The sequence below is a fragment of the Nostoc sp. FACHB-190 genome, assembly GCF_014696905.1.
GTDB lineage: Bacteria > Cyanobacteriota > Cyanobacteriia > Cyanobacteriales > Nostocaceae > Nostoc_B.
On the sequence record NZ_JACJQW010000012.1, the window covers coordinates 1 to 14,238 of the forward strand.

The window sequence follows — 14,238 nt, forward strand, 5'->3', positions numbered from 1 at the left end:
CCATCTGCCAAACTCGTATCCTAATTCTTCTGGTTCTTTATCTATAGTTTCTAGTAATATTTCTATATACTTATCTGTGGCTTTTTTATGGTTTCCCTTCATCCTTTCATCTTTTAGGCTTTCTAGATTCTCGCTCATCTCCATGTACACACCAATATGATACTTTATTTAAAGAACAACCCAAAAATTCTGCTATGTTAGCTTGTGTTTTTCCGTCATTAAGCAACAAGAGAATTAGTATTCTTTCTCTTATTTCTCCATTTTCTTCCAGTTTTAAGGCTTTTTGTAGTTTCTCTATTTGCTGAGAAGTTAAATGATTTTTTGCTGGCATTATTCCTTTTTTTTACTTAATTCAGCTTTCTATTATACACAATTTAAATGCTTAACAGCTTATAGCCTTTCCTAGTACAACGCGGCGGAAATAAACAGACTATATAGAATTGCTAAAAGGCTTGTGATATCACTATTCTTTCTTTTTCCTTTTGCCCTTCGGGTCGCCATTTGCTTTATGCCGGGAAACCCGTCCACCGCAATGGCTCACTTTTTACTTTTGCCTTGTTGTACTAGTCTGCTGAGATACAAATTTATCTGCGTCCATCTGCGTTTACTAAGTTTTATATTTCACCGTGGGAAGATGACGACCAACATAGCCAATAATGACTCTTCCTGGTTCTTTTGGAAAGAAGTGAATTCGCCAGTTACAAAACCTTAATTTAATATGCTTCTCAAATAAACGCTTTTCACCATCGGGGCAAAGAAACATTCTTTCATTTTTATATTGATTAAGAGTTGCTTCACTTTCTCCCGACTCTTCAAGAGCATAACCTTTAACATTGAATGAGCCAGTTTTCCAGTTTTCTGTACATTGTTGGAGTTCATACAAGATTTTAAAGACAGGCTGAAGTTCTAACTGTCTAGTACGAATATTTTTTAGCTGCCTACCAACAACTTCACAAAATTCTAAGTTTGGAAATAACTCTTCTTTTCTTTTCCAGATATCTTCACCATCGGCGACTTGTTGACAGATGCGCTCTTGAATATCCTGAATCCAATTATAGTGTTCCTGTACGTGACTAGTACAACTAGCGTGTAAAACATTGTCGTTATTAGTAACTAATTGCTCTTCTTCATTTATCTTTGTTACCTGAATCTCCAAATTACTCGCTTTCCAATGTAATTCTGACTGCAAACTTATTGCTAGAGAATTTGAAACGTAAGCGTAACAGATTCCAATTGTTTGCTGTCCTTTATACATCACCTCAATTTCTGGATCGGCAATATCTGGTAAAGGAGGATCATTTCTATTTTGTAAACTTCTAATCAATCTTCGAGCTTCTATATCTACATCTGGATCATTACGCCATTGAGCGATTAGATAATCTTGTGCAAGTTGTAAATCATTAAAATTGCTTTGTGTACGGAGTTTCTTTTTAATTCCACTTGGCGGTTTGATAGCAATTATTGTATTTATGAAATCAGACATTAACTGTCTGGCTGTATTAATATCAATAGAAGGAGTAAGTAAACAGAGTTCATTAAAAACGATTTCTATCTCCATATTCTACTCTTCCACTGGCTCTAATAAGACTTCCAAACTCTTATCCCATTCATCAAAGAAACCATCTGGCCATTTGTCTATTCTTCCACTTCGGTTAATGTGTGGTGATATTACTTCTGTAAAGAACTTACCGTGTTGTTCCTGCCGTTGAAAATAGTTTAATTGCACATCTTCTGGTTTAAGCTTGCCATCATGAACAGCAAGACGAATTCCGTTTAAAACATGGTCACTGTGAGTTTCTATCACTACTTGAACACCACAACTAGCTGCAAGTGCTAACAATTCACCCATTTTAGCTTGCCCTCTGGGATGAAGATGAGCCTCCGGGTTTTCAACTAGAATAAGTGTATCAGGCTCTGATGCTAGTACTGCTACAATGATTGGCAAAATATAAGAAATACCAAAACCAACATTAGTCGCACGGTGAGGTTTACTTAGTCCGTAGGAGTACTGAACACTTACCAAGTCCATATCTTGATTAGATTTTATTTCCAGTCGCGTTCCTGGGCTGACTTCTCCCATCCATGCTTCTACTTGATTTTTCAGACTTAAGGAGATAGCGTTGGGATGACTAAGTTTGGAATTGGGAATATTTTTGTCTCTATAAACAGAGAGAAAATAGACAGTATATTGTCCTTGAGTTCCCAGTTGTTGATGCTGCCTTACTTGGAAATCAGAGATATCAGAGTATGTTCTAGGGCCGATACGTTCTGCTTGCAAGTAATGAAACTTATCACTGAAAAGACTCGATTTATATATATCAGGGGATGTTGCTGGTGACGCAAGGCCGAGAACATCTGCTTCTTGGTTATAGTCAAAAAGCCATGTGCCTTTTGCTCCATTTCTCCAAAATACTTCAAAACCAATTGAGTCTTCTTTTGCTGCCTCAAACAAAGCATCTTTAGCTGTACCTATGCAAACTAAATCACCATTTAGAGCTAACCCAATATTAGGTAATAAATCTTGCTGATAAGATTGACGGAGCAGCAAAAGCGACTGAATAACAGAAGATTTGCCAGTACTGTTAAGTCCAGAAAGCAAAGTTAGGTTTTTTAACTTAATTGACTGTTGCTCAAAAGGTTTGAAATTTAGCAGTTGCAATAAACCAATCATAATAGTGCATCTCTAACAATTTTTTCGATTGTCTGAAATCTATAATTAACTTTATCAGCAGCTTGGGATATTGACTTTACAAATTCCTCATCTTGTTCGATATATTTGATGAACTCATTGATAACTTTATCTTTTCGTTGTTTTAGTAATTCAGCTTCTTGCTTATTTAATTTACTAAAAGTAACAGACCAAACCTCAAACAAGGCTTTATTAATAGGTTGCATTTTCTGATTATCATTAAAAATTTTCCTAAAAGAATATTTATCAAACACAGAATAAGCTGTCATAATAGCAAATTTAAATTTGTCTTCTATTTCATAAAGTTTATCCTGAGTCATTTTGTTAATTCTTATCATAGCCTCATTTAGAAAATAGTCTCTACCATGTTTAGTTAGATAAGTTTCATAAGGCATTAAATAAAAAGCTATAAAACCTAAGACAAATTCATGATCATCCATACGTTTTTGTCGAGCTTTTGTGATGTTAGTAACTGTTTTAAATTCTTCAGATTTAGCAAGTTTATCTAAGAATTCTGTTGCTTGTCCTGGATTCAACGCATGACGTAGTTCTTGAGGTGAAAGAGGAACTCCTAGTGTGTTTATTCGCCTAAAAATATTATATGTAAAATCAGGTGGTGTTCCTTTATCAATTAGATAAACTGTAATGTATGTTTCTTCTATACGACGCTGATAATTACGAGGTAATTCATCATATTTTTTACCCTTAAGATGTGTAAGAAATTCTAAATTTTGTAGCGTCAGTGTTTTATCTATAGCAAATTTTTTAAGCGTACTTAATCTTTGTTTTCCATCTATGATTAACCATTTATTATCATTTGTAGCATCCATATAAAATGCTGGAAGCGGTATACGAATCAGAATAGATTCAATAAGCCTACTTTCGGCAGTAGGAGTCCAAATATCATCTTGACGCTGAAACTTAGGTGATAAATCAATTTCATTAAATTTAATTCTTTTCAACACTAAGTCAATAGTCAATGGTCTAGTATCAACACGAATAAGATTAGGATCGAAGGGTTCATAGATTAAATCTTCTTCTAGTAGTTCAATTTCATCCTGTTCTACTTCATGGTCTTCGTATAGAGAGTTGAAATTGATGTTATTTTGATTCGACATAATACTTATTCCTTATTGTTTCACTTTTATCTAATCCTTGGAGATGCTACCTCATGATAAAATAGTATTATACTTAGATGACTTTTCTTGATCGTACTCTCTTTTGACGTTGGCGTTTGGAATAAATCTAAACTAATCTTAATATCCAAGCTTAGTCAATAAGAAAGCAGCTGGTTAATCCCAACTGCTGGAAAAAAATCCGACACCTGACTTAGACTACTTCGCTACAACCAAATTAACTGGTGCAATTCCCGCCAAATCCAAAATCTTGGGAATCAAATCTTCCCGCTTTACTGCCATCATGTGGACACCATGACATAATTGCTTTGCTATTAGAACCTGTTCGGCAGCAATTTTGACACCTTCTTCTAGGGGGTCTTTGGCTTTGGCTAATCTATCAATAATATGTTCAGGTATATTTACACCCGGAACGCACCTATTAATAAATTGAGCATTTTTCGCCGATTTCAACAGAAAAATTCCTGCCAAAATAGGTTTGTTATGCACAGACGCTATCTTATCCATGAACTTTTCTAGTCTTTCAAAATCAGTGATTAATTGACTTTGAAAAAACTGCGCTCCGGCTGAAATTTTACGTTCAAAGCGACTTTGCAAACCAGACCAACTTGCACACTGCGGGTCTACGGCTGCACCGACAAATAAATCTGTCGCGCCATCAGTCAAGGGTTTATCGTTGCAATCAACACCTTGATTCATTTTTTGAATTAATTGCAGTAGTCGCACTGACTCTAAATCAAAGACACCCTTTGCATCAGGATGATCACCTGCTTTTACCGGGTCGCCTGTTAAAGCTAAGATATTCCGAATACCTAAAGCATGAGCGCCCATCAAGTCGGCTTGTAAGGCGATACGGTTGCGATCGCGGCAAGCCATCTGACAAATTGGTTCAATGCCGTTTTGTAGTAAAATCGCTGAAGCTACTAATGACGACATTCGCAACACAGCGCGGCTACCATCAGTAATATTGACAGCATGAACTCTCCCCTTAAGAGTCGCCGCCATTTCAATTGTATGAGTAGGATTTCCTCCTTTTGGGGGTGCTACCTCGGCGGTAACTAAAAATTCCCCTGCTTGCGCGGCTTTACGGAAATAATTTAAAGCAGCACAGCTATGGTTATCTTCCATAACGTTATTCTTTATGTTCTTTTTAAGCGTATAACAAATTACACCTTAAAGAACAAGGGGCAGAATCGGGAAGTGGGGAAGAAAAACAATGATCATTCTTCCCCAGCACTTGCTAGTTAGGAAGTACGTAAGTATAAACTTAAGTACAAGCTTCCCTATAAGCCATGATGAACTACACAGGCATAGAGTAGCCTAACGCTGCTTTCACATCTGCTAAAGTTTGATTAGCGATCGCTTGTGCTTTTTCCCGTCCATCACGCAACACAGACTCCAAATAACCCTTGTCATCCATAATTTGCTGATATTTTTCTTGGATGGGGTGTAAGGCATTAATTGTTGTTTCTGTCAATAGTGGCTTGAATTGTCCCCAACCCATATCTTGGCATTCTGCTGCTACTGCTTCTTTGGTCTTGCCAGACAGCAACATATACAAAGTTAATAAGTTATTACACTCCGGCCGTTCTGGAACATCAAAAGTTAAACCCCGGACAGGATCAGTTTTGCACCGTTTGATTTTATTCGCAATCTGGTCTGGTGGATCTAACAGATTAATCCGGCTCAACTCTGACGGATCAGACTTGGACATTTTGCGTGTCCCATCGGTCAAGCTCATCACCCTTGCGCCATCTTTCCGAATCAAAGGATCTGGTAACTTCAAAACTGGTTGATCCTTGGCAAATTGATGATTTAATCGATTGACAATATCCCTTGTCAGTTCTATGTGTTGTTTTTGGTCTTCACCCACCGGCACTTTATCCGCTTGATAAAGCAAAATATCAGCCGCCATCAGCACTGGGTAGATTAACAAACCTGTACTAACGTTTTCACCTTGTTTAACAGCCTTTTCCTTAAACTGAATCATGTCTTGTAGCCAGTTTAGGGGAGTGATGCAGTTAAGCAGCCAAGCAAGTTCACTGTGTGCAGAAACATGGGACTGGACAAAGATACTGGAGTGGTTTAAATCAATCCCACAGGCCAGGTAAAGTGCGGCGATGGTGTAAGTATCTGCCGCCAAAGACGCTGGATTATGCGGTACAGTAATCGCGTGTAAATCCACTACACAAAAGAAATTTTCATACTGGTCTTGGATTTCTACCCAGTTGCGAATCGCGCCTAAGTAGTTACCTAAGTGCAGATTACCAGTTGGTTGAACTCCTGACAGCACACGCTGCTTACCCATAGATTCACTCTAGTTCTTGCTAAATGTTCATGCACGTATCCATCCTTATGATGCCGTGTCACACGGCATTATAGACTTTTTATGCGTCAAAGATGGCAAGGTGGCAATTTCTCTCCAAAAAAAGTAGGGTGTATTACGGCCAGGACTTACGCGCAAAGATTATCTGTAGAGATTGGGTGAAAGGCTGAAAGGGTTTGGGGTGTAAGGATTTTGAATCAGTATACCCCTGAACCCCTATACCCTCGCCAAAACCCTTGATTTTTCGTTTTTATGCGTAAGTCCTAGATTTAAAGTATGAGAATTAGCCGTAACGCACCAAGATATATGGTGAGTTATCAGTAATCCTTAATTTTTAATTAAGTAAAAACTTCAAATTCAGATCAATATTTCAGAAAGAACACAAGGCTGTAACCCTCTTTAATTCTGCTTTAGCTCAACAAGAAATATTTACAATCCCCTGCTTTTTAACTTTACAGACAGTAGGTAATACTTAAATAGTGCTAGACCACTTTCAGTATTTTGATATGCGACAATTATTTCAGTATCTACGTACCTGGGTTATCGTCTGCCTGCTGTGTTTGGTCTTAGGCTGGACACTACCTGCACAAGCAGCTACCGACATTGACTCTAAACTCGAAAAGCAAGTTTTAGAAATTATCCGTAACAATCCACAATTCGTTCTTAACTCTCTGCAAGAGTATCAACTGGCTAAACAAGAAAAATTACAGAAAGTCCAACAAGCTTTTTTAGATGATTTAAAATCTAACCCAGCAAATATCATTGGCGAATCACCAACCACTGGTGCGGCTAAGTCCAAAACAGTGCTAGTTGAGTTTTCTGATTTTCAATGTCCCTACTGTGCGGAAGTACATAAAACTCTGAAATCAGTAGTAGACAAGCATAAAGACGAGTTGACATTGGTTTACAAGAATTTTCCTCTAACTGGAGTCCACCCAGAAGCATTCCCCGCAGCGCAAGCGGCTTGGGCTGCTAAACAACAAGGTAAGTTCTGGGAATACCATGATGCTTTGTTTGAAAATCAAAAGCAACTAGGTGAAACCTTATACGTTGATATTGCTAAAAAACTAAACCTCAATTTGGTGAAGTTTGAGAGCGATCGCAAGTTGGCAAAAACAGCCATTGACAAAGACCTCAAACAAGCGAATGATTTAGGTATCTCTGGTACACCATTCCTAGTTATCAACACTGATAAATACACTGGTGCAGTCCAAGCAGCCGACATTGAAGCGAGATTGGGTAGTGCGAGTTAAATAGACGGAATTTACACACAAAGATTGTAAACACTGGGTGTAAGGGTGTAGGGGTATATGTATCCAAAACCCTTACACCCTTAATTTTTTGTATCAAAGAACCACAAAGGACAAGTAGGACACGAAGTTATAGCAATCCTATCTCTCTCTTATCTACCTTATCTAACTTATCTCCCTTGTCTACCTTGTCTACCTTGTCTACCTTGTCTACCTTGTCTCCCTACACTTGAAGACTTCTTCATTAATCTTCCAATGATTGGGCTTGTACTTCTACCGCAGTCACATCAATTGTGCCTTCTGGTGCAAAGCGTTGGAAGTGACCTTTCTGGACTGATAGCTGTTCGCCACAGTTAGGACATTGTAATTGGCTATTGTTCAAACCAGTGAATTCGTAGGCGCAGACAGGACACTTGTCAGTCACTAAGTTGCGTTGTAGCCACCAGCGAAACCCAACGAAAGCCACTACAGGCGCTAGTGACAGCAGTGCAAACAGGATAAATAAAGATTTTACTAACCAACCCAGTCCCAATGAACCTAGCAACCAGATAACTGCTAAGAAAGTGAGCAAAGGGCGGAGATTTAGCATATTCAATTGTGAATTGTTAAAGCTCATTTTTTAATTACAGTCTTGCTCTCTTTCTAGGATAGCGAGTTTAGAGATTGTCAAGGGTCATTTGTTATTGGTCATTGGTTAAGATGTTTTTACTAACGCTGCAAGCTGCTGTTTAAAGGCTACTGTCCCGAAATGGGCGATCGCTTGTTCGCGCAACCATTTGCCATCACAGCGTTGATCATTCTTTTGTAAAATTTCAATACAAGCGGCGGCGACAGCATCAGCATTACGGTGTGGGACTCGCCAGCCTAGTTTCCCATCTTGTAAAGGATCAGCCGAACCATCTGCATCGCCGGATAACACTGGGATACCACAAGCCATTGCTTCTAGATAAACAATACCAAAACCTTCTTGAGAAGGCATGATATAAGCATCTGCTAGGCGATAATGAGCGATTAAATCTTCTGTAGGGACAAAACCAGCAAACACAACGCGATCGCTTACTCCCAAATCTTTGGCTAACTGGGCTAATCGCGGTTGATCATCACCACGCCCAATCACCAAATATTTCACTTCTGGGAAAGCCTGGGCGATTTGAGGTAAAGCCCGAATTGTGACATCTACGCCTTTGTAAATATCACCCGACCACAGGCGTGCTACTGTCATCAAGACTTTAGCATCTGTTAAACCATACTTCTCGACTAATTCTGGTAGTTTTTCCCCTGGGGTAAATTTATCACCATCAATTGCACAAGGCAGCATTTTCACTTTGTCGGGGTTAATTCTATTCGCCGCACAAGCGCGATCGCGGCTGTAACGGCTGATTGTCCAAATTTCACTGGCTGCGGCGAGTGCGCGGCGTTCTAGAGTATTTAAGGGTTCCCAGACTTCTTTTCCGTAGGTGAGGACTGTGTAGGGAATACCTAACGGCTGACAAAGAGTTTGAATTAAGACGGCAAGTTTAATATGACCACAAAATACACGTTCTGGACGTTTTTGTAAAAGAAACTTTAATAAAGCGCCAGCCATCGCCATTCTGCCAATTTGCGGCGACTTATTTTTAAAATAATGGAATTTTACACTCTCAGACACAAAAGGATTAACACAGTCTGGACTATCTCGCAGGACGAAAACATCTGTCTTGTAACCTGCATTCAACTCTGTATAAGCCTGAAAGATATCTTTGACATAAGACTGAATCCCCCCTTCACAACCAAAAACTTCGATAAAAACGAAAGATTGGTGCGGAGTTGGGTGAACTTTGTTAATACCTTGTAGTTTTCTTTGGGTTAAATCAGTCAGCATTTAAGTTTTTATTAATACAAGTTCTACTTTAGTGCAGCTTGAATTATTTCTATACTGCTGCCAAATTTTACCAAAAATGTCACTAAAATCGTATGCTGACTTTACCAGACTGAGTGTATTTTTTATACACTGATTTTTTGTATTTACCCTTAAATCACCTGATTTTTCACCATTGGAATTTATTGGTGACTGTACTCGATAATTAACAGACAATTTCGCTCATCCGTGCTACGTTCATAAACCACCCGATCCGTCAAACGCCTCAACAAAAACCAGCCATAACCTCCTTCCTGGGGATTACCAGGTTCCGGCTCGGCGATTTCATCTGGATTAAAAGGCTGGCCATGATCCCAAATTCTAATCTCCATTCGGTCAACCCATAGACTCACTTCAATATCTATGGTTGTTTCCGGTGGTAAAGTCTCATGAGCATGGCGAACTGCATTGGTAAAGCCCTCTGCTAAAGCTAAATTCAGACAATAGAGTTGGTGTTCTGTCCAACCACGTTGACATAAATATTTGAGACAAAACTGCTCAAACCATTGTTGAACCTTATTTAAGAGCGGAAGTTCGCTCCTGACAGTCAGATGGTCGCGCTCCACCATTCTCAGCATTGACCTTGACTTGAGTATTCAATAAAAATGTTTTGACTGGTTGACTTGGGGAGATTTTTAATTTTGGTATAGCTTGTGATGTTATGGGACAAAGTTAAATGTCCTAAAATCTGCTTTGCTATATACCCAAAAAATCTCAGGTACTGCCTAGTACAGTTGGAGTAAATAAACAGACCATAATAAATTGCTAAAAAGCTTGTGGTATCAATATTCTTCCTTTTGCCTTTTTGTACTAAATTACTAAAATTGACGCTTGTTAGTTGTTTCACTAGCATATTTTAGAGGGTATGAGTGGTTTTAGCCACCACCCACACCCTTTTACATGCTAATCAAACTTACACAAGCGTCAAAGCAATTTTCGGTAACTAATCTAATTTAGAAAAGTCCCAAGGTCAAGGATTTGTCTAAAGGTAAAGCTGCGCCAATACCCAACCACAAAGTTACCAAAGTGCCAAACAGAAATACTGTAGTTGCAACTGGGCGACGGAAGGGGTTTTGGAACTTATTGACACTCTCAATAAAGGGAATCAGAATTAGTCCCAGGGGTACGGAAGCCATTGCGAGAACTCCCAACAATTTGTTAGGAAGCGATCGCAAAATTTGGAATACAGGGTACAAGTACCACTCTGGTAGAATTTCCAGTGGTGTAGCGAAAGGATCTGCTGGTTCACCTGTCATTGCTGGATCTAGTACAGCTAGAGCCACAATACAAGCGAAAGATCCCATAATTACAACTGGGAATATATAAAGTAGGTCATTGGGCCAAGCGGGTTCACCATAATAGTTGTGACCCATTCCCTTAGCCAGCTTGGCTCTTAAGATAGGATCGCTCAGATCGGGTTTTTTCTGTGTTGCCATTTTTAAATGCGTTCTCCTGCTGAATTTCAGTTAAAGCATTGATGTTAGCCATTTGCTTTGAGGCTACCCCAGTCTTGTCAGACGGGGGAATAGCCATTATTTCTTAGTCAAACTGTCTGTGATTTTTTACTGATGTGCCATATCTAATTGTTCATCAGTTTAAAACAAACAAATTTGTCTGGAAATAGCTAATGCCTGTTCACATTTTGGCTGAACCAACAATGAAATTACAAAGGCCCGGAAATGCCTTGTTTGCGAATCATCAAGAAGTGGAACAGCATGAAGACTGCAATTAGCCAAGGTAGAACAAAGGTGTGGGCGCTGTAGTAACGAGTTAATGTTCCTTGACCAACACTAGAACCACCGCGCAACAAATCAGAAATCAATGTCCCAACAACAGGAATCGCTTCTGGTACACCACTCACGATTTTCACAGCCCAGTATCCTACCTGATCCCAAGGCAGAGAGTAGCCGGTTACTCCAAAGGAAACGGTGATCACAGCCATGATGACACCACTTACCCAGGTCAATTCGCGGGGCTTTTTAAAACCACCAGTCAAGTAAACCCGGAAAACGTGCAGAATCATCATTAACACCATCATGCTGGCAGACCAACGGTGGATGGAGCGAATCAGCCAACCGAAGTTTACTTCGTTCATGATGTACTGTACAGAAGCATAAGCTTCTGTAACTGTTGGTCTGTAGTAGAACGTCATTGCGAATCCAGTAGCAAACTGGATGAGAAAACAGACTAGAGTAATTCCACCCAGACAGTAAAAGATGTTGACGTGGGGAGGGACGTACTTGCTTGTTACGTCTTCAGCAAGCGCCTGAATTTCCAAGCGTTCCTCAAACCAGTCGTAAACGTTGGCCATACAATCTCAAGTTCCTAAAAAATCGGTTGCGGTTGATAAATCTCCCAATTGGCAATTTTGGGATTTTCACAAAAAGGTTGTTTGTTTGGTTTTTTTGCTTTCAGAGTGATGAGCGTTTTCAGCAACTTAACACTCTGTAAATATGAAATATATGGCGTTCTCTTTGCAACCAAACACTTCAAATGCCAGTTCCAAAGAAGATTTTATCGTTTGTAGAGTGCCTTGTGTACTCATAGATTGCCTTAACAATTTGATGAGAGCAATGCACTACTTCTATAAAAAAAGTAACATAGTCGAGAGATAGATTTCATCAACAACGAGAGAACTGGGCAGTTCGATACAATTTGGGTTCAGGTGGAATTGAGAATGGGGTTCATGCAAAAGTACGTTTTTCGGGTGGTTTTGTCACTATTTTTGGGATTTTGTTTGGCGCTTGGCGGGTTTATCCCAACGGCCACAGCATTGACCAGTGAACAAAAGCTAGTTTCAGAAGTTTGGCGCATTGTCAATCGGACTTATTTAGACGACACATTTAATCATCAAAACTGGGCAAGTGTGAGACAAAAGGTGCTAGAGAAGCCTTTGACTAACAAAGAAGCTGCTTACACGTCCATTCAGTCCATGCTCAAGAGTCTAGATGATCCTTTTACCCGTTTTTTAGATCCAGAACAGTACCGTAGTTTGCAGGTCAATACTTCTGGAGAATTAACTGGAGTTGGGTTGCAAATCGCCCTCAATCCCCAAACAGGTCAATTAGAGGTGGTTTCGCCGATTGAAGGTTCACCAGCCGAGAAAGCCGGCATTAGACCGCGCGATCGCATTCTCAAAATTGAAGGATTTTCCACAGAGAATTTAACTTTGGATGAAGCAGCAGCCAGGATGCGCGGCCCCATTGGCAGTTTAGTAACGCTGTTAATTGAGCGTGATGGCGAAGTAGAGCGAGAAGTTAGTATAGTGCGCGATCGCATTGAACTTAACCCAGTTGTTGCCCAATTGCGTACTTCTTCTCAAGGCACATCCATTGGCTATCTTCGCCTGACTCAATTTAACGCCAACGCCTCTACAGAGTTGGCACACGCTATTAATAGTCTAGAGAAAAAAGGCGCTGATGCCTATATTTTAGATTTACGCAATAATCCAGGGGGGCTTTTACAGGCTGGCGTGGAAATTGCGCGGCTGTGGTTAGATTCTGGCACCATTGTCTACACGGTGAATCGTCAAGGTATTCAAGGCAGTTTTGAAGCTTTTGGTCCAGCACTCACAAAAGACCCCTTAGTAATTCTGGTCAATCAAGGAACTGCTAGTGCTAGTGAAATTCTCGCTGGCGCATTGCAAGATAATGGCCGCGCCCAATTAGTAGGCGAAACTACATTTGGTAAAGGCTTAATTCAATCTTTATTTGAACTGTCAGATGGTTCTGGTTTAGCAGTCACAATTGCTAAATATGAAACGCCCCAACATCGAGATATTAATAAACTCGGAATTAAGCCAGATAAAATAGTTACCCAACAACCTATTACCCGCGATCAACTCGCCACAGAAGCAGATTCCCAATATCAAGCCGCCGTCGAAATATTGGCACAGAATCCTTTAGTTGTGGGGAGTCGGGAGTAGGGGAAGAATGTAGGTTTTTTACAATCTGCCTGGAAATGGGAGAAGGGAGACAAGGGAGACAAGGTAGATAAGAGAGAAAAAGTTAACATGAAAGTCTTGACTCAGCCTTTGATCAAAAACTTTCCCCTTCCTACTCCCCACTCCCTACTCCCTATTCCCTCTATAAAATCAGTTGTACCTGCAACAAATCGGAGAAATCCAAGGCAGCTAAACGCTGATATGCTTGGTCTATCACACGCTTACCTCTCAGAAAACCTGTATTCGCACCAGGACAAAGATACTCAAGGGTGTCTGGGGTAAAGCGTTCTAGTAAAGATTGAACATTTTTAATTTGTCTAGGCCAGTGAAAGGTTTTAGCGGTACGTAATGGTACTGGTTCACCCTGTTGATTGGGTAATAAATGCCGACCAGAAAATAAAACGCCGCCGAATTTGCTGTCATAAAGACAAGCGGAACCAGGAGAATGCCCTGGTGTCCAAATAATTTGGGTTGTGGAAGTAAGAATAATTTCTTGGGTAAAGGTCGTAACGGTTAAATTAGGTAATAAATAGGCTTCTTGTTCTTGAATGATCACCTCACAACCCAAAGCTTGCTGGAGTTCTGGGGTTTTGCCAATGGCACCACGGTGGGTAATCACTAACCAGCGTACACCCCCATGCGATCGCAAAAAATCCAGATTTATTTGTTCTAACGCTGGGCAATCGATGAGGATATTCCCTTCATTTCTTACAATGAAATAGGAGGTTCCTCCCAATGTGTCCCGATTTGGCACAAAAGCAAAAATGCTGTCAAGTACAGGCCGTGGTGCTTTAGCATGATGACCGGGCGGTTGAGGTAAGGAACCCATGAGAAAAACTATACAAAAATGAGGAGTGCTACAAATTTAATCACAGAGTTGAACTACTGATCTAATTTTCGGCTTGAGATTGTCAAACCGTTGTTTTATTAGCTTTTGTGCAGTTCATCTGTGGTCATGATGGAACAAATTGGTACTAAAAAATTCTGCCTTAATAGT

The 14,238-nt window shown here is 39.9% G+C and carries 13 protein-coding genes and 1 pseudogene; 2 read left to right on the forward strand and 12 right to left on the reverse strand.

What is annotated here, in order from left to right; translation table 11 throughout:
* The 6 genes and pseudogenes from H6G28_RS15080 to trpS form a co-directional block, all read right to left on the reverse strand.
* Positions 1-331, reverse strand: a pseudogene (locus tag H6G28_RS15080) (helix-turn-helix domain-containing protein); the annotation flags it as partial.
* 276 nt (positions 332-607) lie between these two features.
* The gene (locus tag H6G28_RS15085) at positions 608-1,558 is read right to left on the reverse strand and encodes a hypothetical protein (protein ID WP_190671770.1); all 951 of its coding nucleotides are present in this window, start codon (positions 1,556-1,558) and stop codon (positions 608-610) included.
* 3 nt (positions 1,559-1,561) lie between these two features.
* On the reverse strand, positions 1,562-2,671 hold the full coding sequence (locus H6G28_RS15090) for an AAA family ATPase (protein WP_190671772.1): 1,110 nt from the start codon (positions 2,669-2,671) through the stop codon (positions 1,562-1,564).
* Positions 2,668-3,807 (reverse strand): DUF262 domain-containing protein, encoded by a 1,140-nt coding sequence (locus tag H6G28_RS15095; RefSeq protein WP_190671774.1) that lies wholly within the window; start codon positions 3,805-3,807, stop codon positions 2,668-2,670. Before H6G28_RS15095 ends, H6G28_RS15090 begins: the two co-directional genes overlap by 4 nt.
* 216 nt (positions 3,808-4,023) lie before the next feature.
* On the reverse strand, positions 4,024-4,953 hold the full coding sequence (locus H6G28_RS15100; RefSeq protein ID WP_190671776.1) for a methylenetetrahydrofolate reductase: 930 nt from the start codon (positions 4,951-4,953) through the stop codon (positions 4,024-4,026).
* Between the two features lie 172 nt (positions 4,954-5,125).
* A complete protein-coding gene (trpS, locus tag H6G28_RS15105; RefSeq protein ID WP_190671779.1) occupies positions 5,126-6,133 on the reverse strand; it encodes a tryptophan--tRNA ligase in 1,008 nt (335 codons plus the stop codon).
* 524 nt (positions 6,134-6,657) lie between these two features.
* Between trpS and H6G28_RS15110 the strand changes: the two genes are divergently transcribed.
* Positions 6,658-7,404: a DsbA family protein gene (locus H6G28_RS15110; protein WP_190592625.1), complete on the forward strand. Its 747-nt coding sequence runs from the start codon at positions 6,658-6,660 to the stop codon at positions 7,402-7,404.
* 241 nt (positions 7,405-7,645) lie between these two features.
* Here the strand turns inward: H6G28_RS15110 and H6G28_RS15115 are convergent, their stop codons facing one another.
* The 5 genes from H6G28_RS15115 to petB form a co-directional block, all read right to left on the reverse strand.
* The gene (locus H6G28_RS15115) at positions 7,646-8,017 is read right to left on the reverse strand and encodes a hypothetical protein (RefSeq protein ID WP_190671782.1); all 372 of its coding nucleotides are present in this window, start codon (positions 8,015-8,017) and stop codon (positions 7,646-7,648) included.
* A gap of 78 nt (positions 8,018-8,095) precedes the next feature.
* Positions 8,096-9,262: a glycosyltransferase family 4 protein gene (locus H6G28_RS15120; protein ID WP_190671784.1), complete on the reverse strand. Its 1,167-nt coding sequence runs from the start codon at positions 9,260-9,262 to the stop codon at positions 8,096-8,098.
* Between the two features lie 179 nt (positions 9,263-9,441).
* On the reverse strand, positions 9,442-9,876 hold the full coding sequence (locus H6G28_RS15125; RefSeq protein WP_190592622.1) for an ATP-binding protein: 435 nt from the start codon (positions 9,874-9,876) through the stop codon (positions 9,442-9,444).
* 375 nt (positions 9,877-10,251) lie between these two features.
* The gene (petD, locus tag H6G28_RS15130) at positions 10,252-10,734 is read right to left on the reverse strand and encodes a cytochrome b6-f complex subunit IV (RefSeq protein ID WP_190592621.1); all 483 of its coding nucleotides are present in this window, start codon (positions 10,732-10,734) and stop codon (positions 10,252-10,254) included.
* 227 nt (positions 10,735-10,961) lie between these two features.
* Complete coding sequence (petB, locus tag H6G28_RS15135) at positions 10,962-11,609, reverse strand: cytochrome b6 (protein WP_062297765.1); 648 nt, start codon at positions 11,607-11,609, stop codon at positions 10,962-10,964.
* Between the two features lie 366 nt (positions 11,610-11,975).
* Here petB and ctpA point away from each other — a divergent pair, with 366 nt between their 5' ends.
* The gene (gene ctpA / locus H6G28_RS15140) at positions 11,976-13,223 is read left to right on the forward strand and encodes a carboxyl-terminal processing protease CtpA (RefSeq protein ID WP_190592620.1); all 1,248 of its coding nucleotides are present in this window, start codon (positions 11,976-11,978) and stop codon (positions 13,221-13,223) included.
* Positions 13,224-13,383: 160 nt separating this feature from the next.
* Here the strand turns inward: ctpA and H6G28_RS15145 are convergent, their stop codons facing one another.
* Positions 13,384-14,070 carry an MBL fold metallo-hydrolase gene (locus H6G28_RS15145; RefSeq protein WP_190592619.1) on the reverse strand — a complete coding sequence of 229 codons (687 nt, stop codon included), beginning with the start codon at positions 14,068-14,070 and terminating at the stop codon, positions 13,384-13,386.
* Positions 14,071-14,238: the final 168 nt, after the last annotated feature.